Annotated in this window: 25 protein-coding genes; 12 read left to right on the top strand and 13 right to left on the bottom strand. The window is 65.6% G+C overall.

The window, feature by feature from the left end; all coding sequences use genetic code 11:
• Positions 1 to 25: 25 nt before the first annotated feature.
• From MLD63_RS14070 to MLD63_RS14010, 13 genes are all read right to left on the bottom strand, one after another.
• Positions 26 to 742 carry a M48 family metallopeptidase gene (locus MLD63_RS14070; RefSeq protein WP_255330547.1) on the bottom strand — a complete coding sequence of 239 codons (717 nt, stop codon included), beginning with the start codon at positions 740 to 742 and terminating at the stop codon, positions 26 to 28.
• Positions 739 to 3,966 carry a type I restriction endonuclease subunit R gene (locus MLD63_RS14065; protein ID WP_255330546.1) on the bottom strand — a complete coding sequence of 1,076 codons (3,228 nt, stop codon included), beginning with the start codon at positions 3,964 to 3,966 and terminating at the stop codon, positions 739 to 741. Before MLD63_RS14065 ends, MLD63_RS14070 begins: the two co-directional genes overlap by 4 nt.
• A complete protein-coding gene (locus MLD63_RS14060; protein WP_255330545.1) occupies positions 3,966 to 5,036 on the bottom strand; it encodes a DUF4917 family protein in 1,071 nt (356 codons plus the stop codon). The genes MLD63_RS14065 and MLD63_RS14060 overlap by 1 nt, the downstream gene beginning before the upstream one ends.
• 3 nt (positions 5,037 to 5,039) lie before the next feature.
• Positions 5,040 to 5,270 (bottom strand): DUF2188 domain-containing protein, encoded by a 231-nt coding sequence (locus MLD63_RS14055; RefSeq protein ID WP_255330544.1) that lies wholly within the window; start codon positions 5,268 to 5,270, stop codon positions 5,040 to 5,042.
• On the bottom strand, positions 5,260 to 6,507 hold the full coding sequence (locus MLD63_RS14050) for a restriction endonuclease subunit S (RefSeq protein ID WP_255330543.1): 1,248 nt from the start codon (positions 6,505 to 6,507) through the stop codon (positions 5,260 to 5,262). The genes MLD63_RS14055 and MLD63_RS14050 overlap by 11 nt, the downstream gene beginning before the upstream one ends.
• Positions 6,500 to 7,537: a virulence RhuM family protein gene (locus MLD63_RS14045; protein WP_255330542.1), complete on the bottom strand. Its 1,038-nt coding sequence runs from the start codon at positions 7,535 to 7,537 to the stop codon at positions 6,500 to 6,502. The genes MLD63_RS14050 and MLD63_RS14045 overlap by 8 nt, the downstream gene beginning before the upstream one ends.
• A complete protein-coding gene (locus tag MLD63_RS14040; protein WP_255330541.1) occupies positions 7,530 to 9,047 on the bottom strand; it encodes a type I restriction-modification system subunit M in 1,518 nt (505 codons plus the stop codon). Before MLD63_RS14040 ends, MLD63_RS14045 begins: the two co-directional genes overlap by 8 nt.
• Positions 9,047 to 9,637: a restriction endonuclease subunit S domain-containing protein gene (locus MLD63_RS14035; protein ID WP_255330540.1), complete on the bottom strand. Its 591-nt coding sequence runs from the start codon at positions 9,635 to 9,637 to the stop codon at positions 9,047 to 9,049. The genes MLD63_RS14040 and MLD63_RS14035 overlap by 1 nt, the downstream gene beginning before the upstream one ends.
• An 83-nt stretch (positions 9,638 to 9,720) precedes the next feature.
• Entirely contained in the window at positions 9,721 to 10,107 is a 387-nt protein-coding gene (locus tag MLD63_RS14030) for a ParB/RepB/Spo0J family partition protein (protein ID WP_255330539.1), read from the bottom strand.
• Positions 10,104 to 11,402 (bottom strand): recombinase family protein, encoded by a 1,299-nt coding sequence (locus MLD63_RS14025; protein ID WP_439957669.1) that lies wholly within the window; start codon positions 11,400 to 11,402, stop codon positions 10,104 to 10,106. The genes MLD63_RS14030 and MLD63_RS14025 overlap by 4 nt, the downstream gene beginning before the upstream one ends.
• 23 nt (positions 11,403 to 11,425) lie before the next feature.
• A complete protein-coding gene (locus tag MLD63_RS14020) occupies positions 11,426 to 11,878 on the bottom strand; it encodes a DUF2924 domain-containing protein (RefSeq protein ID WP_255330537.1) in 453 nt (150 codons plus the stop codon).
• Between the two features lie 315 nt (positions 11,879 to 12,193).
• Positions 12,194 to 13,522 carry an AbiJ-related protein gene (locus tag MLD63_RS14015; protein ID WP_255330536.1) on the bottom strand — a complete coding sequence of 443 codons (1,329 nt, stop codon included), beginning with the start codon at positions 13,520 to 13,522 and terminating at the stop codon, positions 12,194 to 12,196.
• 20 nt (positions 13,523 to 13,542) lie between these two features.
• Complete coding sequence (locus MLD63_RS14010; protein ID WP_255330535.1) at positions 13,543 to 14,220, bottom strand: LexA family transcriptional regulator; 678 nt, start codon at positions 14,218 to 14,220, stop codon at positions 13,543 to 13,545.
• A gap of 116 nt (positions 14,221 to 14,336) precedes the next feature.
• On the opposite strand from MLD63_RS14010, the gene MLD63_RS14005 reads away from it, so the two are divergent.
• The 12 genes from MLD63_RS14005 to MLD63_RS13950 all read left to right on the top strand — a co-directional run bounded on the left by MLD63_RS14005 (position 14,337) and on the right by MLD63_RS13950 (position 24,507).
• Positions 14,337 to 15,020: a hypothetical protein gene (locus MLD63_RS14005; RefSeq protein ID WP_255330534.1), complete on the top strand. Its 684-nt coding sequence runs from the start codon at positions 14,337 to 14,339 to the stop codon at positions 15,018 to 15,020.
• Between the two features lie 198 nt (positions 15,021 to 15,218).
• Positions 15,219 to 15,515: a helix-turn-helix transcriptional regulator gene (locus MLD63_RS14000; RefSeq protein ID WP_068767861.1), complete on the top strand. Its 297-nt coding sequence runs from the start codon at positions 15,219 to 15,221 to the stop codon at positions 15,513 to 15,515.
• Complete coding sequence (locus tag MLD63_RS13995) at positions 15,515 to 15,862, top strand: hypothetical protein (protein WP_255330533.1); 348 nt, start codon at positions 15,515 to 15,517, stop codon at positions 15,860 to 15,862. Before MLD63_RS14000 ends, MLD63_RS13995 begins: the two co-directional genes overlap by 1 nt.
• A 35-nt stretch (positions 15,863 to 15,897) precedes the next feature.
• A complete protein-coding gene (locus tag MLD63_RS13990; RefSeq protein ID WP_255330532.1) occupies positions 15,898 to 16,380 on the top strand; it encodes a hypothetical protein in 483 nt (160 codons plus the stop codon).
• A 104-nt stretch (positions 16,381 to 16,484) separates the two neighbouring features.
• Positions 16,485 to 17,342, top strand: coding sequence for an ATP-binding protein (locus MLD63_RS13985; protein ID WP_255330531.1), 858 nt, complete (start codon positions 16,485 to 16,487; stop codon positions 17,340 to 17,342).
• 22 nt (positions 17,343 to 17,364) lie between these two features.
• The gene (locus MLD63_RS13980) at positions 17,365 to 18,141 is read left to right on the top strand and encodes a hypothetical protein (RefSeq protein ID WP_255330530.1); all 777 of its coding nucleotides are present in this window, start codon (positions 17,365 to 17,367) and stop codon (positions 18,139 to 18,141) included.
• A 449-nt stretch (positions 18,142 to 18,590) separates the two neighbouring features.
• Positions 18,591 to 18,818 (top strand): DUF6511 domain-containing protein, encoded by a 228-nt coding sequence (locus MLD63_RS13975; RefSeq protein WP_255330529.1) that lies wholly within the window; start codon positions 18,591 to 18,593, stop codon positions 18,816 to 18,818.
• 11 nt (positions 18,819 to 18,829) lie between these two features.
• The gene (locus MLD63_RS13970) at positions 18,830 to 19,045 is read left to right on the top strand and encodes a hypothetical protein (RefSeq protein ID WP_255330528.1); all 216 of its coding nucleotides are present in this window, start codon (positions 18,830 to 18,832) and stop codon (positions 19,043 to 19,045) included.
• The gene (locus MLD63_RS13965; RefSeq protein WP_255330527.1) at positions 19,042 to 19,839 is read left to right on the top strand and encodes a hypothetical protein; all 798 of its coding nucleotides are present in this window, start codon (positions 19,042 to 19,044) and stop codon (positions 19,837 to 19,839) included. Before MLD63_RS13970 ends, MLD63_RS13965 begins: the two co-directional genes overlap by 4 nt.
• Positions 19,836 to 20,585: a hypothetical protein gene (locus MLD63_RS13960; protein WP_255330526.1), complete on the top strand. Its 750-nt coding sequence runs from the start codon at positions 19,836 to 19,838 to the stop codon at positions 20,583 to 20,585. Before MLD63_RS13965 ends, MLD63_RS13960 begins: the two co-directional genes overlap by 4 nt.
• Positions 20,582 to 21,901 carry an ATP-dependent DNA helicase gene (locus tag MLD63_RS13955; RefSeq protein ID WP_255330525.1) on the top strand — a complete coding sequence of 440 codons (1,320 nt, stop codon included), beginning with the start codon at positions 20,582 to 20,584 and terminating at the stop codon, positions 21,899 to 21,901. The genes MLD63_RS13960 and MLD63_RS13955 overlap by 4 nt, the downstream gene beginning before the upstream one ends.
• 8 nt (positions 21,902 to 21,909) lie before the next feature.
• Positions 21,910 to 24,507 carry a VapE domain-containing protein gene (locus tag MLD63_RS13950; protein ID WP_255330523.1) on the top strand — a complete coding sequence of 866 codons (2,598 nt, stop codon included), beginning with the start codon at positions 21,910 to 21,912 and terminating at the stop codon, positions 24,505 to 24,507.
• Positions 24,508 to 24,521: the final 14 nt, after the last annotated feature.

The raw sequence follows: 24,521 nt of genomic DNA, 5'->3' as shown, positions 1-24,521 counted from the left end.
CTGCCACGACCGGGTTCGGAAGTTCTCAGGCCATGGCCCGTTCCAGCCTCTGCTTCCGACGCTCCCAATCGGGCATCACCTTGTCGAGGAGCTCGAAGAAGGCAGCCCCGTGATGTGGCTCTGCCACATGGCAAAGCTCGTGGGTGATCACGTAGTCGATGGCATCGACCGGCGCCTGCACGAGGCGGCGGTTTAGTAGCAGACGTCCGGCCGGTGACATGGACCCCCATCGCTGCCGGGTCTGACGTACGATGAGCCCCTTCGGCCTGAATGCCTCGGGATCCGGGAACAGACCGAGACAGAGTTCGATCCGTTCCGGAAACTTGATTTGGGCCCGGTCGCGGTACCATACCTCGACCAGGTCGCGTGTCACCTCCGGCCTGGTCGGCCGGTGAGTCTGCACGACGATGAAGCCGCGGATCAGCTTCACGCTTTCCTGGACATGCGGGACGACCTTCAGCCGGTACTGGCGCCCGAGGTAAAGATGCGTTTCCCCTGCGACGAACCTGCGCTCCGGCGTCCGCGGCAGGAATTGCGCGAAATACCGCTGCTGCCTTGTTACCCATGCGGCGCGCTTCCGCAGCCTGGCTTCGATGGCGTCTAGTGTCGCGTCCTCCGGGGCCGCGATCACCACCGACGCATCCGGCTCGACGGCGATCTCCAGTGTCTTCCTCGGGCGGCGGACGATTTCGTATTGGATCTCCTGCTCACCGTACTGCAGGCAATGCAATTCCCGCGTCATGCTGCGAACCGGGCCCGGGCGAGGTCCATGATCTTCAGTTCGAGATCGTCGAGCACCTCTACAGGAAGGTCGACGCCCCTCTCGTCACGCAGGACGTCGAAGAAGAAGTCATCGATGGCGTTGCGCAGATTGTTCTGGGCCACCTCGTTCGACCAGATGTCCACGATCAGGTGGGACTTGATGATGTCGATGATCTGTTGAGCGATCGCTGCGACATCGTCGCCGGCTACCAGCTCATCGCCCTCGGTCTTGAGCCGACCGTCCAGGATCCCGAAGAACGCCTGTGCATCCTCGTCGCCCCGAATGCTTTCTGGAACATCCCGGCCGCGATCTTTGCGTGCGACTTTGCTCGCGAGGTCCACGACGCTGTTCAGGTATTCGCGCTCGGACAGCCGCTTCTCGCGGTAGGTGCGGATGGTCTCTTCGAGCAGCTCGGAGAACTGTTTGTAGAACGTCGGGTCCTCATCCATCTTCTCGGTGATCGCCCGCCGGGTCGCGCTGGCGATGCGATCGGCCCTCGAGGCCTCGGAGACCCCCGTCTCTTCGACGACGGCCTTCAGCGCGTCGGGATCGTTGATATTGACCACCTCGATGATGGTCTCCGCCGGCATTGCCACGACGTGGTCATCAAGGAGCTTCTGGATCTTCGGCTCGAACTCGCGGACATCGACCGTCTCCTGGTAGCGGAGCTGGACCGAGCGCTTGAGTTCGGAGAACTGTTTCCAGTCGCGTTTCAGAGCATCGATCTTGGCCTCGTCGAAGACATCGAACAGCTTGTCGGACGAGAGCGAGATGTGCAGGCAGCGGCTGAATGCCTTGAGGCGCACGTAGAACTCATGGCGCAGCGCCTCGTCAGCGAGGTGCTGCTCGAACTGCTCCATGTCCTTCTTGTTTCGAACCGGTTTGAAGAGATCCCAGAGCTGATCGTGCAGCTGGGGCAACTTGCGGATCTCCTCACGGACGTCATGCACCGTCCCGGCGAGGTCGGCCGCCTCGTAGCCTTCAAAGGCGCTATAGGTCGTCAGGGCGCTGTCCAACTCGCCGAGCAGCCCCTCGTAATCGACGATGAAACCGAACTGCTTCTCCGTTCCGCCGTCCTCGTAGAGCCGGTTCACGCGCGCAATCGCCTGCAGGAGATTGTGTTCCTTCAGGGACTTGCAGACGTAGAGCACCGTGTTCCGGGGGGCGTCGAAGCCGGTGAGGAGCTTGGAGACGACGATCAGGATCTCAGGATCGCCGGAGCCCTTGAATGCATCGATGATCTGGCGGTTGTACTCCTCCTCGGTCTTGTACTTTGCCATCATCTGCGACCAGAAGCGGCGCACGAGGTCCTTGGATTCCTGGTCGACCTCCTCGTTGCCTTCGTTCTCGTCCGGAGGCGAGATGACAATCGCGCTCGAGACGTGGCCGATCTCGTCGAGAACCTCCTTGAAGCGGACCGCCGCCGCCTTGGACGGGGCAACGAGCTGCGCCTTGAAGCCGGTCCCCTGCCAGTACTGGCGATAGTGCTCGGAGATGTCGAAGGCCTTGGCTCGGATGGCTTGGTCGGTCTTGGCCAGAGCGTCCATCCGGGAGAACTTCCGCTTCAGATCACGCTTCTGGTCCTCGGTGAGCCCCTCGCTGATCTTCTCGAACCAGCGGTCAATCACGGTGCCCGAGACCTGCTGCTCGACAAGCCGTCCCTCGTAGAGCAGCGGCACGACGGCGCCGTCGGCGACCGCCTCGTCGATGGCGTAGCGGTGGATCAGCCGCCCGAAGGTCGAAAGCGTGTTCTTCTCCTTCTTCAGCAGGGGCGTGCCGGTGAAGCCGAGGTAGCAGGCCTTGGGCAGGAGGCGCCGCATCTTGGCGGCGAACTGGCTGTGGCCGCCGTAGCGCCCCGTCTGCGTCCTGTGGCTCTCGTCGACCAGCACGAAGATGTTCGGGTCGTCGTCCGCCAGCTTGCTGTTCCTCAGCGCCGTGTCGAACTTGTTGATGATCGTGGTGACCAGCGGAGCCTTGTTGTGGACGAGCTCCAGAAGATGAGACCCACTCGTCGCCCGAACCGGTTCGAGGTCACAGGACTTGAAGGTGTCCTTGATCTGCTTGTCGAGATCGTCGCGGTCCGTGACGATGATGATCCGTGGGTTCTCGATGCTGCGCTCGAGAGCGAGCGAGCGCCCAAGCATCACCATCGTCAATGACTTGCCCGAACCCTGCGTGTGCCAGATCACGCCGCCCTTGCGGGCGCCGCTCACGTCGTGCTGCTTGACGGTCTCGACGGCGCGCCGGATTCCGAAGAACTGCTGGTGGCGCGCAACCTTGCGGACGCCGCCGTCGAACACGGTGAAGCGGCGGATGAGGTCGAGCAGTCGTTCGGGGCGACACAGCGCGTACACCGTCCGGTCCTGAACCGTGACCGCGCGCTCGCCCTCAGCGGCCAGCGCGTCGAAATAGACGCGCGCGCCCGCGAAATCACCGGAGAAGATGGCGTCCTTCTCCGCCGCGGTGGGCATGCGGTTGGCAAAGGGCGCGATGGCCTCGTCGGTGTCTTCCTCGTCGCGCCAGGTCTGCCAGAACTTCCGCGGCGTGCCCACGGTCGCATAACGCGCCTCGTTCCGGTTCATCACCATCAGAAGCTGCGCGAAGTGGAAGAGCTGTGGGATGTTGTCCTCGTTCTGATAGCCGATCAGCTGGCTGTCCGCCTTGTTGAGGCTCTCGGTCGGCCGCTTGTTCTCGATCACCAGAACGGGGATGCCGTTCACGAACGCGACGATGTCACAACGCTTGGTCTGGCTTGACGCAGTCCTCTCGACCGAGAACTCGGCCGTGACGTGGAAGGCGTTGTTCTCCGGCCGCTCCCAATCGATGTAGCGGAACGAATAGCTCTTCGAGTCGCCGTCGATGGACTTCGTGATGGTCGTGCCGAGGACGAGCGTGTCGTAGATGTCCTGGTTCGTGCCGCGCAGCCCCTTCAGCCGATCTGGCGTGGGCTTCAGCCGCCGCATCGCCTCGTGCGCGTCCTCGAGGTCAAATCCGTATTCACGGCCTCGATGCGTGAAGCGGTTGATGCGCATGAGTTGCTCGGCGAGCACATCGTCCAGCACCACATTCCGCAGACGCCCGCCACGCAGGCGAAGCGCCTCCTCCTGCGAGAGCGGGGTGAACCCCAGCGCCACGAGCAGCTGCAGCGCCGGAACCTGGGACTGGTGTTTCTCGCGGGTATCGAACCCATGGCCTCGATCCATCACGCCCCCCACACTTGGGCGGATCCGGCATCGAAGAATGCGACAGACAGCGGGACACGTTCATCACGGTGAGCCCCAAGGGCGTTCGCAGCCGACCTGATCGCCTTGTTGCCATCACTATTGGGATCGCCATAGAGACCGACGTAGATCTGCCCGACCTTGCCGCGCGCAATCTTCTTCAGAATGTGCTGGTCGTTCTCGGCCAGGCTATGCCCAAATATGAAGAGCGCATCATTCCTCTGACCCATTTGCGAGGAGAAGCTCTTGTATGAATGGTGCAAGTAGGCGCTGTGTTTGATCTTGGCCAGCTTCTGATTGCTTTTGCCTTCGGCTACGAAAAGCGGGAACTTGCGCGCTCCCATGGCTTCGCGAGCTTGCTCAAGCAGGGGTTTCCCAGTGTTGACCCAAGTGTATTTCTGGAGCTCCGCACCAGCATCGAACAGGTGCAGAGCGCCGTGGAGGTAATGAACGCGCTGTCCGTGCGCGCCGCTCTCGCCCATCCAGTTCACATATTCCGGCTCCGTGTCCTCGTCGCGGCCAAAGCCATCGTTGGCAGCAAGGCTGATGGGATCGTCGAAACCCATGTCCTCGTGCATTAAGGTCCAGTAGAGCAAGAGGTCATAGTTTAGGGTGTAAACCTTTCCGTCTGTGTTCCCATCCCCAAGGAAGTGAGCCAGAAACCGTCGGCATGCCCAGAACTGCTCGTCGTTGATCTCATTCGGAATATTGGGATGATTGTTAGCGACCGTCTGAATGAGAATATCTTTCAGGGCCTCGGCATCCGCGGCCATTTGAGCTGCCGCCTCCGTTGCCTCCTTTGAATAGACGGGAACAACACGTGAAGCGTCCTCCAGCATCTTGATGACATGCTCGAAGTCCGTCGTTCCGACTGCGTCAAATACCGCAGGCAGGCGGGGTGCCGATGAAAAATCCGCCTGCTCAAACAGCGAGCCGTATGTGAAGATCTTCGGACGACAGGCAATGCTGAAACCGTTGCCGAGCAACAAGTGCCGCTTCTTGAATTGCGCTGAATGCTCAATGGCTTCAGCGAAGGTTAGAAGGTCTGCCATGCGTCACCCTTTCGGCGGATAGGGGTCTTTTCCGTAGGTGTTCCGCTCACGGATCTTGCCGTCGCGGCCCTTCAGGAAGGCCTCCCCCTTGGTTTCAGCGGCTTTCTCGCGCGAATGCGCCCAAGCGTCGGATTGGGTGTCCGTGACCTTGCTGGCGCGCGTCGCGCCTTCGCGCTTGGACTCCCACTCCCCGTCCGGGCGCTGCTGGGTCCAGTAGTTCTTCTTATCCGGCATGTTCGGTCTCCTCGGTAGCTGCGGAGCGTTCGGAGGGGTCGAGCGGCACGCGCCATTCGCCTGTCAGGAGCTTCTGCATTAGGCCGCGCTTTTGCAGCGTGACGGCCTCGATCTCGCGCCCTGTTGCGGCCAGGTCGGCGCGCGCGGTGTTCAGGACGGAGGCGATGGCCTTTTGCTCGTCCAGTTCCGGCAGGGGTAATTTTAACGCGGCGAGGTCATCGTAGTAGGTGCGCTGCCGCACGCTGCCCGAGCCGCCGCTGTTGATGTAGTGGGCCCACCAGGACGTTTTGCGCAGGTGGTCGAGGTAGTCGGGGTCGAGCCCGTCCGCGTTGCAGGCGAAGACGACATAGTCGGGGCTGACAAGCACCTCGTCCTCGCGCTCGTTCATCGCGATGGAGCCGACATTGATGCGCATCGGGTTATAGGCGAAGGCGCGGGGCGGCAGGCGCTTATAGCGGCTGATGTCGCCGGCGATGGTCTGCTCTCGCATCGGGACGACGCCTTCGGCCTTCGTGACGCCCATGACAAAGTCCCGGCCCAGCCCCTTGGCCCCGTTCCGTTTTGTCAATTCATGGGTCACCGCGCCTAGGCGCGTCGGCGCCCAGTTGCGCCGCTGACCGTTCAGGCGGAGCTCTCCGAACAACAGGGCTGCGCGAAGGCCGACGAGGCGTTGGTCCTTCGCTGCGTGGAGGGCGGAGAGATTCTCGAGCGCTTCATCCCAGGTCCGAAGCACATTCGCGATGCAGTGCTGTTCGGGGATTGGCGGGACCGGTATCTCGAACTTTTCAACGTCGGCGAGGTTGAGGCCAGGTTGCGCTCCACCCTTTTGGAAACGGTATACTGCTTCCTGCCCGATTGCTGATCGCAAGACCTGCTCGACATAGTCGGGCACGGCTTTCATGGGGTCAACAGCAATTCGAGCGGTGGTCTGAGTGATGTTTGCACCCTCGAGCCATGCGGGAACAACCGCGACTGTCCCGGTATTCGCACCAACAATTGTCAATACAAGGTCGCCGGACTTCAGCTTCGAGCGCTTGTAAGGCGCGTCGATTTCAGGCGTCACACGCATGAAACCACTGAGATCGCGCCACCCGGAGGAATAGTCTCGGCCGCGCACCAAGATAACGCCGTCTTCGACGAACTCGCCGGGTTGGACAATACCGTAGGTAATCTTGCGGCCTTTCTGGATGAGCTGGGCCAGCGGGACAGATGAGAAGCTTGAGGCAGCATCACGCATCGCCACGGTCCTTTTTCCCGGCCTTCGCGGCGTCGGCGATGCGCTTGAGCTCCTCGAGGTCGTCGACCTCGGCCGCAACCTGCCGCGCGGCCTCCTTTCGCTTGGCGTCGAATGCTTCATAGCGATCGTGGGCGATGCGCTTTGCGGCGTCCGCCGAGATCGAACCGGCGCCCTGCAGCTTCGGCAGTTCGTTCGAGGTCAGAAAGGTGTCGAGCACGCCTTCCCATTCGGCCAGCCGCATAGTCTGCCGCCGCGTGGCCCGCAGCTCGGCGGTGTTCAGGAAGGTCTCGACGATCAGGTTGAGCTCCCGGATCTCGGCTTCGCCGAGATAGTTCTTGGCCGTGCCGACGTCGGACTTGCGCAGGGGGCGCCCCTTGTCGGCGTTCTTCCAGGTCGTCAGCCCCATGTTCGGCTGGTCAGGGTTGGCCCGGGCGCGGATCAGTTCGCCCGCCGTGTGGCTGGTGACCGCGTAGAGCATCTTGTTCTGGATCGTCGCATAGAAGGTATTCACGGTCGGCGACTTGACGTCGTAATCCTCGCTCAGGGCGAGGATGTCGCGGACCTTCTGATAGAACCGCGCCTCGGACGCCCGGATGTCGCGGATCCGCTCGAGCAGCTCGTCGAAGTAGTCCCAAGCGGGATCCTTCAGGCGCTCGTCATTCATGACGAAGCCCTTGACGAGATACTCCTTCAGTGCCGAGGTCGCCCACCGGCGGAACTGAATTCCACGGGGACTGCGCACGCGATACCCGACCGCAAGGATCATCTCGAGCCGGTACACGGTCACCGACCGCTTCACCTGCCGTTTGCCCTCAGCTTGAACTGTCAAGTATTCCTTGACCGTTGACTCCTGGTCCAGCTCACCCTCGGCAAGGATGTTGCGCACGTGCAGGCTGATGTTCTGCTTCGTTGTCTGGAAGAGCTCCGCCATCTCCAACTGGCTGAGCCAGACAGTCCCATCGACGGCTCGGAACTGAATCTCCGCCTGACCGTCGTCGGTGTTGTAGAGGATGATTTCGCCATCAGACATCGACGCCGAGCTCCTTCAGATACCCGGCCATCTTCGCCCGGACGTCGGCAAGCTCCGCCTCGATCCGCAGGATGTCCTTTTGCACCGCGGCGATGTCGATCTCTTCCTCCGGCTCGAAGGTGTCGACGTAGCGGGGGATGTTAAGGTTGAAGCCGTTCTCGGCGATCTCCTCGGGGCTGGCCCGGTGCGAATACCGCTCGACCTCGGCGCGGGTGCCGTAGGTCTCCAGCACCTTCGCCACATGCGCATCGTCCATTACGTTCTGGGTCTTGCCCGGTGTGAACTCCTTGCTGGCGTCGATGAACAGCACGTCGCGCCGATCCGCATTTGCGCCGCCTTCCTCGCGCGAGCGGTCGAAGATCAGGATGGCGACCGGGATCCCCGTGGTTGTGAACAGGTTGGCAGGCAGGCCGACGACGGCATCGAGAAGGTTTTCCTCGATCAGCTGCTGGCGGATGCGCCCCTCGGCCCCGCCCCGGAACAGGACGCCATGCGGCACGATCACCGCCACGCGGCCGGACTGCCGCTTGGCGATCTCGATCATGTGGGTGATGAAGGCGTAGTCGCCCTTGGACTTGGGCGGCACGCCGCGCCAGAACCGCTTGTACTGGTCGCTGTCGGCGTCTTCCGCACCCCATTTGTCGAGCGAGAAGGGCGGATTGGCGAGCACCACGTCAAAGCGCATCAGGTGGTCGCCCTCGACCAGCGCCGGGCTGTTGAGCGTGTCGCACCATTCGATGCGGGCGGCGTCCTTGGCGTGCAGGAACATGTTCATGCGGGCCAGCGCCCAGGTCGCTCCGTTCACCTCCTGCCCGTAGAGGGCGAAGTTCTCGGATCCCACCTCCTGCGAGGCCTGGATCAGCAGCGAGCCCGACCCGCAGGCGGGGTCGCAGATCGTGTTGCCGGGCTGAGGCGCCGCCAGCTTGGCCAGCAGACGCGATACGGCCGTCGGCGTGTAGAACTCGCCCGCCTTCTTTCCGGCGTCCGAGGCGAAACGCGAGATCAGGTAGATGTAGCACTCGCCGATGATGTCCTCGGTCACCCGCGACGGGCGCAGGTCGAGTGCGGGTTTGGCGAAGTCCTCGAGGAGGTTCTTGAGGCGGCGGTTCCGGTCCTTCGGGCGTCCGAGATTTGCCTCGGAGTTGAAGTCGATGTTGCGGAAGACGCCCTCGAGTTTGGCCCGGTTCGCGTCCTCGATCTTCTCCAGCGCGATGTTGATCAGCTCGCCGATGTTGGCCTCGTTCCGCTGGGCGTAGAGGTCGTAGAAGCTGGCGCCCTCGGGCAGGATGAAACGCTCGCGCTCGAGGCGCCGGCGAATGCGGGCCTCGTCGCCGCCGTACTGATTGCGGTAGGTCTCGACGTGGTCGTTCCAGAGGTCCGAAATGTACTTCAGGAACAACATCACGAGGATGTAGTCCTTGTACTGGCCGGCATCGACGGCGCCCCGGAAGGTGTCGCAGGCCGCCCAGGCGGTCTGGTTGATCTGCTGTTGGGTAATCTGATCGGTCATCAGGCAATTTCCTTCTGATCGGCGGCCTTCGCGGCATCGCCGAGAATGGCGCTTACGAGTTCTTCGCGGCGAGCGGCGAGTTGCCGGAGCAGTTGCCCCTCCTGCCGTGCAAGAGCATCGAGTTCGACGATGCGTCTCTGCGTTGACAGGTCGGGCACGGCGATCTCGAGGTCTTCGAGGGCCGCCATCGGGATCATCCTGAGGCTTGTGCCCTGTGCCTCCGCACCGAGCCTGCGCTGCGCGTCGGGCTGGTTGATGGCCCATGCCAAGTATTCGGGGAGAACTCGGTCCCTGTCGGGGCGAACGATCACCAACGGGACGATGACCACGACGGGCTCCAGCAGCGGACCGGAAATGGCAGCTGCAGCGTTCGGCTCGCCACGCGAGCGAAAGACGACCTCGCCGCCGTGGACGAAGTATCGTTCGGACAGTTTGCCGAGGTCGTACCTTTGGAAGTCAGGGCCAGGCGCTTCGCCGTTCGTTCCCACGTCACGCAGCTGCAGCGCCGGCACGCCACCCTCCGGCAGCGGATCGAGCCTGCCGCGCGCCGTGTAGCCGGAGTGAATGTCCGAGAGCTCCGCAAGCCGCATGAAAGAATCCTCTGTAAGGCGATATACAGAGATCTAAGCGAGACCGCTCCCTCGAGTCAATCCTTCAATGTGCAGTTTTCATCCTACAGAGAAAAATGCAGCGCCTGATGCTGCCATGTGAGCGGGAACGGCTCCAGCACCTTCGCGAGCGTCACCTCCGGCCCCTGCTTCCCGTCCAAGATGCCCTCGATGATGTCAGGCGCGAGCAGCGTGAGCCGCAGGACGCGGGTCATGTAGGAGGGCGCGATGCCCTCCCGTTCGGCCAGTTCGACGATGGTGGCAAACTCCCCGGATTCGAGCATCCGCTTCCAGCGGAACGCGCGGGCCAGCGCCTTGACGAGGGTGCTGTCTGTCCGGCGCGGCTGCACGGCACCGTCTGGCAGCTGCATCTCTTTCCGCCCGCCACGCTTCACGACCCGGAACGGCACGTTGAGCGTCACGGTGTCCGGGATCTGCGTCCTGCTGGTCATGCGGCCGCCTCGATGCCGCCAGCCAGCATCTCGCGGGCGAGGCCGCTAAGGCCGTCAACGCGTAGCAGAACGTTCAGGCTGCCCGTACCGATGTCGACCCGTTCAACCAGCAGCGCCACGACGCGCGACTGCTCGGCGGGGAACAGTTCGTCCCACAGCGGGTCGAGCTGCTGCAGGGCCACGAGGGCGTCAGCCTCGGTGATGTCGCCGTCGTGGGCACGCGCCGCCTTCCATGTCCCCGCAACGATCTCTGGCTGGCGGAACACGGCGCGCAGCTGGTCGATGACGGCGGTCTCTATCTCGGCCGCGGGGACCCGGCCGACCGGACAGGATCCGGCCCCATGCTTCAACACCGTCTGGCTGACGTAGTAGCGGTAGAGCTTGTCGCCCTTGCGGGTGTGCGTCGGCGAAAACGCTGCGCCATCGGGGCCGAACAGCAGTCCCTTCAGCAGCGCGGGCGTATCAGCGCGTGTGCGGGCCGCGCGCTTGCGGGGGCTCTCCTGCAGGATGGTGTGGACACGGTCCCATGTCTCGCGGTCGATGATCGCGTCGTGCTCGCCGGGGTAGCAGTCGCCCTTGTGGACCGCCTCGCCGATATAGGCGCGGTTGTTCAGCATCCGGTAGAGGTACTTCTTGTCGATCCGGTTGCCCCGCGGCGTGCAGATGCCGCGCTTGCCGACCTCGCGCGCCAGTTCCGTCCCCGAGCCGATCTCGAGGAATCGGGCGAAGATCCAGCGGACGTGGTCGCCGGCTTCTTCGTCGATGACGAGCTTGCGGTTTTCGACCCGATAGCCGTAGGGCGGCACCCCGCCCATCCACATGCCCTTCTTCCGGCTGGCGGCGACCTTGTCGCGGATGCGCTCGGCCGTCACCTCGCGCTCGAACTGTGCGAAGCTGAGCAGGATGTTCAGCGTCAGCCGACCCATTGAGGTGGTCGTGTTGAATGACTGCGTGACAGAGACGAAGGTCACGCCGTTGCGGTCGAACACCTCGACCAGCTTGGCGAAGTCGGCGAGCGAGCGGCTGAGGCGGTCGATCTTGTAGACCACGACCACGTCGACCAGCCCGTCCTCGATGTCTTCCAGCAGGCGCTTCAGTCCGGGACGCTCCAGCGTGCCGCCGGAGATGCCGCCGTCGTCATACTGATCGCGGACCAGCACCCAGCCCTCAGAGCGTTGGCTGGCGATGAATGCTTCGCAGGCCTCCCGTTGTGCGTGGAGCGAGTTGAATTCCTGCTCCAGCCCTTCCTCGGAGGATTTGCGCGTGTAGATCGCGCAACGCTGTTTGCGGATCATTCCTGATTTTGCCTGCGCCTTCGTCATTTCCGCGCACTCCGGTTCTTCATGCCGAAGAACACCCAGCCGTTCCAGCGCGTGCCGGTGATGGCACGGGCGATGGCAGACAGCGACTTGTAGGGCCGTCCCCGCCATTCGAAGCCGTCGGCGGTGACGGTGACGATGTACTCGACACCTTGCCATTCGCGGATCAGCCGCGTGCCGGCGATGGGCATCGTGTCGGCGCGCATCCGGCTCTTCTTCCGGTCGCCGCCGTCGAGCTCTTCGCCCAGCCGTTCAAGCCGCCGGATCGTCTCGGGCTTCAGGCCACCATAGGCCAGCTCCTGGATCCGATAGGCCAGCCGGCTCTCGAGGTAGCGTCGGTTGAACGGCGGCGGCTCGGTGTCGAACAGGTCGCGCCACTGCGCCTTCAGTTCCAGCGTCGTGGCGGTCTTCAGCGCAGCCAGGCGGGCGGGAATGGGATCGTGGGTCGTCATGCGGTTCTCCGGTCAGTTGGAGTTGCATGACGGCATCGGTCGGCCGGAGAGTGTAGGCGAATTTCTCCAGTCTCGTCAGAAGGTTCACCGCGCTCCCGCAGCCGCAATCGGACCAGACCGAGCGCCAGCAGTCTACACAGTTCGGCGCGTCGCTCGGCGGGGGTCATCTGGTCGGGCGGCAGCGGGTTCGAGCCCAGCCGCGGATATGTCGGCGCGTTTCTCATGGGAGAAACGCTACCCGCAAGCACCCCGAAAACAATTACTTTCAGATGCTTAGGGGAGTGCTGCGTAACTCTGCGGTGTTCTTGGGATGCTCTATCCTACCCGATGGACGACGAACAGCTCCTCGAAGAATGACTTCACAAGCTCGTCGACAGATTCCTGCATCGATCCCTTCGGGTGAGAGAATTCTGAGCCCCCGAATCGAAACACCTCGTAGCCGCGGAGGCGAAGGTTTCGATCAGCCGCAACCATTTCGGCGTACAGACCGGGATCGGCGCGCTCACCTTTCGCATAGTGGTGCTTGCCGTCGATCTCGAGGACGATCCTCTGTCGGCCAGGCAAGAGCATCAGAAAGTCCATGCGCTGCCGGAACAGAACGCGTTTGTCCGCGAGACGCCTCGCGATCTCCGGATCGTAGTGCAGGTAAACCTGCGGGATGAGCGCCGGCAGCTGGTCTCCAAGTCGCTCAGCGAAATTGCGGAAGTACGCCTTGAAGAATTCCTGCTCAGGACCGTCGTCAAGCGAAGCAAGTAGACGCCGCCCGAGGCTGGTGCGTGCCTCAGCGAGGTCGGCGAGCCCCTTTTGCTCCATCCACCAACGGACCAAGTCGAGCCATGACAACCCATTGCCGATGGGGCGCTCGTAAATGAGGCAGCTGTCGGCATGCTCGAGCACGACGACTTCGTTGTCGATCGCATCCGAGAACCCGAGCCTCGGCTTTGGTCCGTTGGAAGCGAAGATCAGGTTCTTCGGCCGCCCGTCGACGCCGCGGCGAACGGGGCGTACCGAGAATGTTGCGCGGCCCGAGACCTCTCCTGTCTGAGCAACCTCGTAACCATCGAGCTGCAGGATGCGGGTCAAGTCCGCTGCCAGCGCAGCCTGGTCGTCGGCATCACGAAACCGGGGATCCAAAACGGTCTCGATCAGCTGCGCGAACCTCCTAGAAGGACATGTTATGGCCCCGATGAATTCGAAGACCTCCTTCGCGTTCCACAACGGGGCCGCGCCAGTCGCGTGTTGTCTGAGCTCTTCGATCTTGGTGGGGCCGTCGAAGAAGTCCGCAGGCGAACTCAGATCGAATAGCTCCTCGATCACGTCCGGACGAATGCCTTGTCCATGGATCCCGGCACCAAGGCGATCGGCCACCCGGTCGCGAGTGACCGCGGAGATCTCCGTTTGGTCCTTGTCCTGCAGGAGGTACACCCGGTCCTGTAGGCCGATATCGCGCCGTTCTCGTGCAAACTCGAGGACCAGAGCCAGCGCCTTTGTTGGCGGAAGGCTTGCAAGGGTATTCTGTGCAACCGTCTTCTTGCTGGTCCCTTCTGCAAGTGGGATGTCGCGTCTGGAGAAGAATGCCTCGATATCGACGGCCCTCATGGCATCCCGAAAGCAGCAGCCCGCCAGCTCGAACAGATCATCCAACTCTCCGTCACCTGCCACAGCTATAACTCCCGCGCGAACCAACGGATGCGGCCGACGATGTGGATCTCGTCGGCCGTTCTTTCGTATTCGGGGTAGTGCTTGTTGTCGGAGATGACGCGCACCGCGGGCGGGTCGCTATTGGGGATGTGCTCGAGCCGCTTGGCGACCAGCCCCATCCCGTCGTCCAGCACGAAGATGCCGGGCGGGTTGGGCGCGCGGCGGGCCATGTCGACCAGCACCGCGTCGCCGCTGAACAGCGTCGGCGCCATGCTGTCGCCCTCAACATGCATGATCCGCAACTGCGACGGGCTGGCCTTCAGGCTGTTCCGGATCCAGGAGCGGCGGAAGTGATAGACGCGGCCGGGGGTGTCGCCGTCCTCGGTCACGACTGCACCACCGCCCATCGCGGGGCGCGGGGTGGCGTGGGCGATGGCCACGAAGGCGTCGTCAGGATTGTCCAAGAAGGGGGGCTTCCCCTCCACCTCGCCAATGCCGTGGATCAGCCAGTCGCGATCGACCTTCAGCACGCGGGCGACCTCTGCCAGCCGGTCTATGCCGGGGCGGGCTGAACGGCCACGGAGGATGTCGTAGACGAAGGAACGGTTCACGCCAGCCATCTCGGCGACGTGGGCAGGACTGATGCCGAGCTGATTGGCCCGGGCTCTGAGGCGGTCGGAAAGCGTGTGGTGCTCGGTCATGTCATCCCCACCCATCTGTGGATGAAATAGGATAAAATCGGATTGATCGAAGCCCGTCAAGCGAATAAGAACAGAAGGTAAACATCTTACACGGGAATCGGCGCGGAGGGCAGTGAATGCACATCGACAAATCGTACTTCACGCTCCCCGAGATCCTCGAGCGCTGGCAGATCACGGAAGCGGACCTGATCTACCTCGCTGAGAACGACAAGCTCCGTCTGTCGGTGCGCGTGTTCGGTGTGCCGATCGAGTTTGGCGACTATGAAGAAGCCGCCGACGGTGAACCCTACCGATTGCCGCACGAACAGAGCCATTATAGCGGTCTGCTCGATCTCCACGCCCGCGATGTCTTCCAGCTCTTCCGATGCGGCGAGGTCCATCTCAAGAACTTCCGGACGCCGAAGGCCGACTACGCGACGACCTGGGGCGATGCGCAGCCTGTCCTCGTCATGATCGGTGATCTCCTCCTAAGACGGGACGAACGCGACCGTTTCGAGATCGAGACTGGCTTCTCTCCGGGTGGACAGCCGATGGAAGAGGCCACCTTCATCCACTCGGCCGACTACTTCGAGGTCCGCTGCAATGGATGCCGGTTCAAGCTGGGACCGATCCAGGCGGAAGTCGTGCGCGCGCTGCACGAGGCCGCGCAGGCTGGAGAGCCCTGGCAGAACGGCAAGGCGATCCTGTCGCGCGCCGGCTCTAAGAGCTTGCGCATGGCCGACGTTTTCAAGTCGCAGAAGGACTGGCGGCATCTGATCCGCTCCGACCGGCGTGGCGGCTACCGTCTGAATCTCGACTGAGCGATCCCCTTCTGCCCGGTCCTCCGTGGGATCGGGAGGGGGACGAGTGGGGGATGGTGGGGGATGACGGCGCCCCGCCAGCGGCCAAACGCCAGTCCTGCAAGCGCCGACTGATCCCCCTCCGCATCCCCCGCCGATCCTGACGACATCCCACAGCGGAATTTCGCATGGTCTCCTCGACAACGAGAGGAGACACCGATGCTGCAGAGGCATTGCCTGAACCAGAAAGAGCTGGCCCGGCGCTGGGGAATCTCCCACCGGACGCTCGAGCGTTGGCGCTACGGCGGCCAGGGACCTGCCTTCCTCAAGCTCGGCGGGCGCGTGCTCTACCGGCTCGCCGACATCGAGGCCTTCGAGCAGAGCCAGCTTCAGCTTGCGCTGAAGATCAGCGAGGCCGTCGCGCGCGTCGGTCACACGCCCCGCCGTCTGACCGCGGACCCAGCGCGAGACACCGGTCATGGTGCAACGCACCAGCGGACTGCGCGGCTGTGCTGATGGTCGCCGCAACCCCAATCGGCGCCCGCGTGGCGAGGCCGCGGCTCACTGACGTCGAACTCTACGCCTGGATCGCACAGGCCGAGGCTGGCACCAGGATCGAGTACCACTGCGGCTTTCTCGGGATCGATGTCACGCCGGTGATTTCGACCTTGCCCGAGCCCGAGCGCCGTCAGCTTGCCGATCTCGGTCAGGCCGCGCTGGGCGCCTTCGAGAAGGGCCTCGTCCACCTCGTGCAGGAGCGCGTGGGCCCCGACCGCTTCGCCTACATCGCCGTCGCCCGGCCCAGACCGAAGGCCGCCGCTCCCTCGCTCTCGGCGCTGCTCCTCGAAGAGCGCGCCGCGTGATGGCTCAGCCATTCCCTTCCAACGGAGACCCCGCCATGCCGCACCCTGACAACGCCCCGCATTTCAACGATCTGGGACGCCTCGCCCTCGGCGACATCGCGGCGCTGCCGCCCGAGATGCTGCTGGATCTGCAGACGACGGCGCTCGCCGAGACCGCCCGCGTGAAGCGGCTGCGCGACCGGCTCGAGGCCGGCATTGCGCAGCGCTACGAGGCCGCCGCCGCGGCCGAGCGGGCCGCTCAGGGGAAAACCAGCGGCACGGTGCGGGTCGAGGACGAGGGCGTCGTGATCGTCGCCGACCTACCGAAGAAGGTTTCCTGGGATCAGGACCGGCTTGCCGCCATGGCCGAGCGGATCCGCGCCGTCGGCGACGACCCGGCCGAGTATCTCGAGATCGCCTATCGCGTGCCCGAGCGGCGCTACGGCGCCTGGCCCGCGGCGATGCGCGAGGGCTTCGCGGACGCGCGCAGCGAGACCACCGGCAAACCCGTCTTCCGGCTCGAGGCTCGAGACCGGTGACGCGCGGCGGCGGGACGCCCGAGCGGCAACGCCGGGCAGGTTCCCCTTCGGCACCCGGTCACCCCCGCCGCCGCGCACCCTGAAATCACACCTTGGAGAACCTCATGGCCTTCCGCATCATCACCGCCGACGAACGGCTCTCGGCCGCCGAAAACAAGACCTCCCTCGCCATCTTCGGCCCACCCGGCGTCGGCAAGACAACGCTCCTGAAATCCCTGCCCGCCGAGGACACCGTCTGCCTCGACCTCGAGGCCGGCATGAAATCGGTGCAGGACTGGCGCGGGGACTCGATCCCGGTGCGCAGCTTCACCGATTTCCGCGACCTCGTCGTGCTGATCGGCGGGCACGACCCGGCGCAGCATCCGCAGTCTTGGTACGGCGCCGAGTATCACGCCTGGCTGCAGCAGCAGTATCTCGGCACCGGCATCGAGGATTTCCTCGCGCGAAAGCGGATCGTCTTCGTCGACTCGATCACCGATCTGACGCGGCAGGCCATGGCCTATGCCCGCCAGCAGCCGGAGGCCTTCTCAGAGCGGACCGGCAAGCCGGATGTCCGCGGCGCCTACGGGCTTCTGGGTCGCGAGGTGATCCAGGCGCTCAAGCACCTGCAGCACGCCCGCGGCAAGACGGTGATCTTCGTCGGCGTGCTCGAGAAGGTCACCGACGAGTTCGGCGCGACGACATGGCAGCCGCAGATGGAGGGCACGAAGGCCGGGCGCGAGCTGCCGGGCATCGTCGATCAGGTGGTCTCGATGCAGCTCTTCGGCCGCGACGCCAAGGGCGACTGGACCCTGGACGAGACCTCCGCCGAACGCCGCCTCGTCTGCCGCTCCGGCAACCCCTGGGGCCTTCCCGCCAAGGACCGCTCCGGTCGTCTCGACACGACGGAGGCGCCCGATCTCGGCGCGCTGATCGCCAAGATCGACGGCCGCGCCCCCGCTCACCCCGCCACCACTTCCTGAACCAGACGCAAAGGACAGACCCATGAGCTACGATCTCAACGACGCCCAGCCGCAGATGGCCCCCATCGGCGAGCTGATCCCCGACGGCACCTTCGCCAGGGTCCGCCTGACCGTGCGCCCCGGCGGCGTCGACGGCGCCACCCCGATGGACGCCAAGCTCTTGAAGGCCTCGCAGTCGAGCGATGCGAAGATGCTGGACTGCGAGTTCACCATCCTCGAGGGGCCGCATGTCCGGCGGAAGTTCTGGCAGAGCTTCACCGTGGCGGGCGGCAAGGTCGACGAGAAGGGCCAGTCCATTGGCTGGAAGATCTCGAAATCCACCTTTCGGGCCATGGTCGACAGCGCTCTCGGGCTCGATCCCAGGGACGAGAGCCCCGACGCCAAGGCCAAGCGGGTGCTTCCCGGGCTCAAGCATCTCGACGGCATCGTCTTCGCCGCGCGGATCATGGTGGAGCCCGCCTCCAACCCCCAATACCGCGACCAGAACCGGATCGCGAACGTCGTTTTGCCCGACGAGCCGCAGCACGCATCGATCATGCGCGGCGAAGCCGTGCCCCCGGAGCCCGTCAACGCCCCGCCGCGCAAAGCCGCGAGCGCGCCGGCGCCGGGATGGCAGGCGCCCGCGCCGGCATGGGGTGCGCAGCCGCAAGCGCCGTCCGCGGCCCCGGCCTGGGGTGCGCAGGCGCCGGCTCCGCAGCAGCCCCCGCAGCACCCGCCCGCCCAGCAGCCGCCGGCGTCCCCGCCCACCGCGCCGAGCGGAGCGCCGGCGACCGGTATGCCCGCCTGGCTCAATGGCTGAAGCGCGGTCGGCAGCGTCGCGGCGGAGGTCAAACCGGCCTTCGCCGCGGCCCGTGGCCCGGTGCGATCCTGCCGGGCCGATAACCCCGGATGAATGGCAGGCGCATGTCACGCGCGAGGCGGCACTGGAGATCGGACGATGGCTCGAGGCCCGAGGAAGACTGCACGCCCCATCGCAAGCCTCAGCCTCGGCGACCTCGAAGCCATGGCCAGCAACGCGATCTCGCGCTGGATCGTGCTCCAGTCCGAAAAGCTCCCGAGGGCGGGCTGGCCGCCCGAGGACCCGATCGCGAGTTTCTTGCTCGGGTAGCGCTCTGCGCCGTCTGCGCCCGCGAGGCGCGCGGCTTCGGCTACTGCCACGGCCTCCGCTGGGATCGCCACCCCTATCACCGCTTCTGCTCGCGCCGCTGTCAGGACGTGGGCAGCGCCATCGCCCAAAGGAACAACGGCATGATCGACAAGACCGCGCGCGAGGCGCAGGCGATACGCGATGCGCGGACGGCCTTCGCTGAAGCGCTCACCCACCTCGGGCTCATGGAGCCCTTCTTTCATCGCAGCGCCGAGGACATCGACCGCCTGATCGAGGCGGCGGTCACCGGCTACGTCGACAGCATGCAGGACCAGGCCGCGCGCAGGGAGCGCACCGGCACGGCCCTCGACGACCCCATTCCGTTCTGAGGGGGCGCGCGATGATCGACCTGAACGAAGACACCGCGTCCTGCAGCTGGAAGCACCTGCTCGAGGCGGCCACCGAGAACGCCGTCACCGATTTCGAGATCGAGTTCTGCGACAGCCTCCGCGAGAAGCTCGCGCGCCTCAGTGACAGCGCCCGGCTGACGGACGCGCAGTTCCACAAGCTGACCTGCACCGCGCAGGCCGGCGGGTTCTGGGAGCGCGAGCGATGATCGACCTCAACCATGGCTCGGGTTGCCTCTACGGCGCCAGCGCACCACGCACGCACATCGCGGAAGCCGTGTCCGCCGCCATCGACACGGCGCTATCCGCGCGCCACCGCGCCGAGCGTCCGCGCACCTATGTCAGCTCCTCGGGTCTCGGCCGCGACTGCCTGCGCCAGATCCAGTACGACTTCCTCGCGGTCCCGAAGGACGAAGGCCAGGAGTTCGCGCCGCGCACGCTGCGCATCTTCGAGGCGGGCCACCGGGCCGAGGACATCGTCGCGGGCTGGTTCCGGATCGCCGGGTTCGACCTGCGGACCGAGCGCCCGGACGGCCGCCAGTTCGGGTTTGAGGCCCTCGGCGGCCGCTTCAAGGGCCATATCGACGGCTGCTTCGTCTCAGGCCCGGTCGCGATGGACTATCCCGCGCTCTGGGAGAACAAAGCGCTCGGCGCGGCCAGCTGGAAGGACGTGGTCAAGCGCGGCGTCAGCCTCGCGCGCCCCGTGTATGCGGCGCAGATCGCCCTCTATCAGGCTTACATGGAGCTGACGGCCCCGGCGCTCTTCACCGCGCTGAACCGCGACACGATGGAGCTGCACGCGGAGCTCGTGCCCTTCGATGCGCATCTCGCGCAGGAGATGTCGGACCGCGCCGTCGCCGTGGTGCGGGCCTCCGAGGCCGGGGAATGGCTGCCGCGCGCCGCGGCCGAGCCCACCGCAGTCCTCTGCCGCGGCGGCATGGCGGCCGGCAAGTGGCACGCCCCCTGCGCCTGGGCGAAACGATGCTGGAGTGAGCGGCCATGATCCCCGACGCCTATGAGCTCAAGCGGATCGTGCGCGCGCATCACGAGCGGTTCTGGTGCTCCGACCTTCTCGGAGCGGCGGAGTTCGCGCCGATCTATTTCTTCGACGATCAGGCCGCCTTCGATGGCGAAATCGTCGACCGCGCGATGACCCGGGTCTTTACCGGCCCGCTTCAGCTGCCGCATCCGTCCGTGATCTTCGAGGTGCGCGAGCAGCGCGCGTCTCCCTCGGGCCTGATCGTCTGCGCCCGCGCCGACGGCGACATCGTCGAGGCCACGTTCCTCATGCGCAAGCGGGCGCCGCGCGGCTGGACGGATTGCCTGGTGCGGATCTGGATGCATCCGGACGGCAAGGCGGAGATCGAGGGCAACCCGGCCGAGCGGAGCGACGAGACGGTCCGCGGTCACGGCGAAGTCGCCGCGGGGATCGTCTGGCGCGCGCTGACCATCCTCGGCGCGTCCCCGGAAATCCGCGACCGCAAGGTGTCGCTCGCGAAACGGTCCCGTCTGTCCCGCGATGGCGTGCGCGGATGGGTCTGGCGCCAGGTCGCCATCGATCCGGCGCGCCTGCGCGCGGCGACGCCGCCGCAGGGCGGCAGTCACGCCAGCCCGCGCTGGCACATCCGCCGCGGTCACTGGCGGCAGCTGGCCGACGGGCGCCGGGTCTTCGTCCGTCCGTGCGAGGTGGGCGATCCGACCCGCGGCGGGATCGTCAAGGATTACGCAGTGGAGATACCCCAGCCATGACCGAGTTCACCCCATCCGCCACGCAGGCCGCCGCGATCCGCGAGATCAAGGAGTGGTTCGAGACCCGAACCGAGCAGCAGCAGGTGTTCCGCCTGTTCGGCTATGCCGGATCCGGCAAGACCACCGTGCTGAAATTCGCGCTCGACGAGCTCGGCCTCTCGCCACACCGCAGCGCGAAGGACGGCCGCTGCGTGCCCGGCGTCGTCACCGCCACCTTCACCGGCAAGGCCGCGCTGGTGCTGACCCGCAAGGGCACGCCGGCGCGCACCATCCACAGCCTGATCTACTCGGTGATCGAGGCGACCGAGGAGGACATCGAGGAAGCCGCCCGGAAGATCGCGCTGGCCGAACGCGAAGTGCTTCGCCTCACCGGGTTCGCGCGCACCACGGCCGATGCCGCGATCGAGGCGATGCGCCAGGGGCTCTCGGCAATGAAGCATCCGCGCTTCGCGCTGAACCCGCAGAGCGACGCGGCGGACGCCCGGCTGATCGTGCTCGACGAGGTGTCGATGGTCGGCGAGGAGATGGCGCGCGACCTGATGAGCTTCGGCAAGCCGATCCTCGTGCTCGGCGACCCCGGCCAGCTGCCGCCGATCCGGGGCGAAGGCGCCTTCACCCGCGACGAGCCGGACGTGATGCTGACCGAGATCCACCGCCAGGCGGCCGAGAGCGCGATCATCCGTCTCGCCACCATGGCGCGCGAGGGCCGGCCGATCGGCTTCGGCGTCTACGACGATCATGTCGCCAAGCTCCGCAAGGGCGACATCACGCCCGAGCAAGCACTCCGCGGCGGCCAGCTGATCTGCGGGCTGAACGCCACGCGGCTGCAGATCAACAACGCCATGCGCGCGGCCGCAGGGCTCGGCGGGACCTGGCTGCCCACGGGACCGTCCGAGAAGATCATCTGTCTCAAGAACCAGAACGATCTCGGGCTGATCAACGGGATGTTCGTGACGCTCGAGGATATCGTCGACGAGGGCAGCCTCTACTTCTCCGCCGTCGTCCATGAAGAGGACGGGCGCCACATCGGCGAGCCCTATGAGGACGGGCGCCCGGGCCGGCTGCACATCTACAAGGGGCATTTCGAGGACCATGTCGCCTACGACAACAAGCGCCATGACCGCGACTACAAGGAGAAGCGCCTGCTGACCGAGGCGACCTTCGGCTGGGCGATCACGGCCCACAAGGCGCAGGGCTCGCAGTGGGAGAACGTGATCGTCTGGGACGACGGGCTGGGCCGCACCGAGATCGACCGGCGCCGCTGGCTCTACACCGCGATCACCCGGGCCGAGCGCGGGCTCGTCCTTCTGGCCTGAGGGGCGCGATGATCGACCTGAACGACATCGCGGTCCCGAAGACCCGGCACGATCTGGCGGCGGTGAAGGAGCGGCTTGCTTGCACGGCCGCCGACTGGCTGCCGGGGCTCTTTCCCCAAGCCCGGCTTGCACGTGACCGCCGTTCCTTGCGCTGCGCAGACCTCTCCGGTCGACCGGCGCGCAAGGAGGGCTCCTGCACCATCCATCTCGACGGACCCTATGCCGGCTGGGGATTCGACTACGCCACTGGCGAGCGGGCCGGTCCCATCGACCTCATCGCGCAGGCGACCGGCCTCTGCGACGGCGCGCTCTTCGATGAGGCGGCGCGGCTTGCGGGGATAGACCATCCCGCGCGGCGGCCCGTGCCGGCTTCGCCAATGCGCGCGCGCCCGGATCACTCTGCCGAGATCGCGCGGCTGGTCGACGGGGCCGTGCCGATCGCCGGTACGCCTGGCGAGACCTATCTGCGCGCCCGCGGCGTCTCGGATCCCGGCTCGCCCGACCTTCTGTTCCATCCCGATCTTCCGGACTTCCACAGCTGCCGCGGCTGGCCCGGCCTCATCGCGATCCTGCGGCTGTCGGACGGGGAGCGCGCGCCGGGCATCCACCGTACCTTCCTGCTCGACGACGGCAGCGCCAAGGCGCCCGCGGGCAAGAAGATGCTTGGCAGCGTGAAGGATGGCGTGGTCCGGCTCTTCCCGATGCCGGAGGACGGGCACATTGGCATCGCCGAGGGGATCGAGACGGCACTCGCTGCCCACGCGCTATTCGGCACATCTGTCTGGGCAGCACTGTCGGCCGACGGTCTGGCGCGGTTCCAGTGGTCCGAGGGCACCCGGCGCATCACCATCTATGCCGATGCCGGCGACGCCGGTTGCCAGGCGGCCGCGACGCTCTCGGACCGCCTGAACCGGGCCGACATCCCGAACGAGATCGTCGCGCCGCTGCATGGCGACGACTTCAACGACGACCTGCTGCGCGGCGCCCGCGCCGAGGATTACGCGCGTGAGGCAAACGCCACGGTGGAGCCGCAGCCCGCGGACCCGGTCGACGCCGAGACGGCCACGCCCATCGTCGCCTCCGCCGACGATCCCGCCACCCTGATCGCCGCGGCCGAGGCACTGACCAATCCGCCCGAGTTCGAAGCGCTGTCCACGCTGCTGGGGCGCATCGCGCTGGCGAAACTCGACCCGTTGCCCGAGCGGCAGGTCATCGCGCGGATCAAGTCCGCGACCGGTATCGGCATGTCGGTCCTGACCCAGCAACTGGCCGAGCTCCGCCGCCGCGTAAACGCCACCGGCGATCCGAATGCGCCGATCCCGAAGCCCACCTGGTTCAGGCGCCTCAGGCTCGATCTGGCCGGTGCGCCCGAGCGCAACGAGGCCAATGTCATCGTGGCGCTGACCTCCGATCCGGCCTTCGCCGGCGTGCTCGCCTTCGATGAATTCGGGCAGGAGATCGTAGTGCGTCAGCCACTCCCGTGGGACGGCGCCGCTGCCTCGCTCCCGCGCCCCTGGGAGGACGCCGACGACATCCGCACCGCCGAATGGCTGCAACTCCGCGGCATCAACGTGGCGCCGGTGGTCGTCAGCCGCGCCGTCGGCGCCGTCGCCCGCGAACTGCGCATCCATCCCGTCCGTGACTGGCTCGACACCCTGAAATGGGACGGCACGCCCCGGATCGAGACCTGGACCAGCACCTATCTCGGCGCGGAACCCACGGCGTTCAACCACACCATCGGCGCGCTCTGGCTGATCTCGGCCGTCGCCCGCATCTACCGTCCCGGTGTGAAGGCCGACCACATGCTGATCCTCGAAGGCCCGCAGGGCGCGCGCAAGTCCACCGCGATCAAGGTGCTGGCCGGCGAGGAATGGTTTACCGACGAGCTGCCGGAGCTCGGGTCGAAGGACGCGGCGCTGCACATGCAGGGTGTCTGGATCGTCGAGATCGCTGAACTCGACGCCATCGGCCGCGCCGAGGTCTCGCGCATCAAGGCGTTCTTGACGCGCACCACCGACCGCTTCCGCCCGCCCTATGGCCGCTACACAGTCGAGGTGCCGCGCCAGTGCGTCTTCGCCGGCACTGTGAACCCCGACACCTATCTGCGCGACGAGACCGGCAACCGTCGCTTCTGGCCGCTCCGCTGCGGCGCCATCGACATCGCGGCGCTCGCCCGCGACCGGGACCAGCTCTGGGCCGAAGCCGTCCACCGCTTCCGCGCCGGCGCGATCTGGTGGATCGACGACCCTGCGCTGCTGGAGGAAGCCCGCGAGGAACAGGGCCGCCGCTACCAGTCCGACGCCTGGGACGACCTGATCGAACACTGGCTGACCCACGAGATCCGCACCGTCTCCGACGGCTTCCCCGACTACGGCAATTCCCGGACGGAGAGCGTTCCGCGCCCGGAGCCGCTGGCCGACGTGTCGGTCGGCGAGATCCTTGAGGAGGCCATCGGGCTCGAACCCGCCCGCTGGACCCGCGGCGACCAGATGCGCGTCTCAGCCTACCTCAAGGCGAACGGCTGGGAGCGGTACCGGCGGCGCGACGAGGGCGGGCGCGAAGCGCCGCGGGAATGGCGGTATCGGAGGGGGCAGGATCGGATGTGACCGACCCAAAAGCA

It is taken from the genome of Paracoccus albicereus, from assembly GCF_024359525.1.
In the GTDB taxonomy this organism is placed as follows: Bacteria; Pseudomonadota; Alphaproteobacteria; order Rhodobacterales; family Rhodobacteraceae; genus Paracoccus; species Paracoccus albicereus.
This window is presented reverse-complemented; position numbering and strand designations above follow the sequence as displayed.

What these genes read in the sequence shown, in the direction of transcription:
- MLD63_RS13985 (WP_255330531.1), top strand. Translation starts at nt 16,485, where the DNA reads ATGGCCTTCCGCATCATCACCGCCGACGAACGGCTCTCGGCCGCCGAA.
- MLD63_RS14005 (WP_255330534.1), top strand. Translation starts at nt 14,337, where the DNA reads ATGCACATCGACAAATCGTACTTCACGCTCCCCGAGATCCTCGAGCGC.
- MLD63_RS14055 (WP_255330544.1), bottom strand. Translation starts at nt 5,270, where the DNA reads ATGCCGGATAAGAAGAACTACTGGACCCAGCAGCGCCCGGACGGGGAG.
- MLD63_RS14065 (WP_255330546.1), bottom strand. Translation starts at nt 3,966, where the DNA reads ATGGATCGAGGCCATGGGTTCGATACCCGCGAGAAACACCAGTCCCAG.
- MLD63_RS13980 (WP_255330530.1), top strand. Translation starts at nt 17,365, where the DNA reads ATGAGCTACGATCTCAACGACGCCCAGCCGCAGATGGCCCCCATCGGC.
- MLD63_RS14000 (WP_068767861.1), top strand. Translation starts at nt 15,219, where the DNA reads ATGCTGCAGAGGCATTGCCTGAACCAGAAAGAGCTGGCCCGGCGCTGG.
- MLD63_RS14025 (WP_439957669.1), bottom strand. Translation starts at nt 11,402, where the DNA reads ATGATCCGCAAACAGCGTTGCGCGATCTACACGCGCAAATCCTCCGAG.
- MLD63_RS13955 (WP_255330525.1), top strand. Translation starts at nt 20,582, where the DNA reads ATGACCGAGTTCACCCCATCCGCCACGCAGGCCGCCGCGATCCGCGAG.
- MLD63_RS13990 (WP_255330532.1), top strand. Translation starts at nt 15,898, where the DNA reads ATGCCGCACCCTGACAACGCCCCGCATTTCAACGATCTGGGACGCCTC.
- MLD63_RS14030 (WP_255330539.1), bottom strand. Translation starts at nt 10,107, where the DNA reads ATGACCAGCAGGACGCAGATCCCGGACACCGTGACGCTCAACGTGCCG.
- MLD63_RS13970 (WP_255330528.1), top strand. Translation starts at nt 18,830, where the DNA reads ATGATCGACCTGAACGAAGACACCGCGTCCTGCAGCTGGAAGCACCTG.
- MLD63_RS14070 (WP_255330547.1), bottom strand. Translation starts at nt 742, where the DNA reads ATGACGCGGGAATTGCATTGCCTGCAGTACGGTGAGCAGGAGATCCAA.
- MLD63_RS13950 (WP_255330523.1), top strand. Translation starts at nt 21,910, where the DNA reads ATGATCGACCTGAACGACATCGCGGTCCCGAAGACCCGGCACGATCTG.
- MLD63_RS14050 (WP_255330543.1), bottom strand. Translation starts at nt 6,507, where the DNA reads ATGCGTGATGCTGCCTCAAGCTTCTCATCTGTCCCGCTGGCCCAGCTC.
- MLD63_RS14040 (WP_255330541.1), bottom strand. Translation starts at nt 9,047, where the DNA reads ATGACCGATCAGATTACCCAACAGCAGATCAACCAGACCGCCTGGGCG.
- MLD63_RS14035 (WP_255330540.1), bottom strand. Translation starts at nt 9,637, where the DNA reads ATGCGGCTTGCGGAGCTCTCGGACATTCACTCCGGCTACACGGCGCGC.
- MLD63_RS14010 (WP_255330535.1), bottom strand. Translation starts at nt 14,220, where the DNA reads ATGACCGAGCACCACACGCTTTCCGACCGCCTCAGAGCCCGGGCCAAT.
- MLD63_RS14060 (WP_255330545.1), bottom strand. Translation starts at nt 5,036, where the DNA reads ATGGCAGACCTTCTAACCTTCGCTGAAGCCATTGAGCATTCAGCGCAA.
- MLD63_RS13960 (WP_255330526.1), top strand. Translation starts at nt 19,836, where the DNA reads ATGATCCCCGACGCCTATGAGCTCAAGCGGATCGTGCGCGCGCATCAC.
- MLD63_RS14045 (WP_255330542.1), bottom strand. Translation starts at nt 7,537, where the DNA reads ATGTCTGATGGCGAAATCATCCTCTACAACACCGACGACGGTCAGGCG.
- MLD63_RS14020 (WP_255330537.1), bottom strand. Translation starts at nt 11,878, where the DNA reads ATGACGACCCACGATCCCATTCCCGCCCGCCTGGCTGCGCTGAAGACC.
- MLD63_RS13995 (WP_255330533.1), top strand. Translation starts at nt 15,515, where the DNA reads ATGGTCGCCGCAACCCCAATCGGCGCCCGCGTGGCGAGGCCGCGGCTC.
- MLD63_RS13975 (WP_255330529.1), top strand. Translation starts at nt 18,591, where the DNA reads ATGATCGACAAGACCGCGCGCGAGGCGCAGGCGATACGCGATGCGCGG.
- MLD63_RS13965 (WP_255330527.1), top strand. Translation starts at nt 19,042, where the DNA reads ATGATCGACCTCAACCATGGCTCGGGTTGCCTCTACGGCGCCAGCGCA.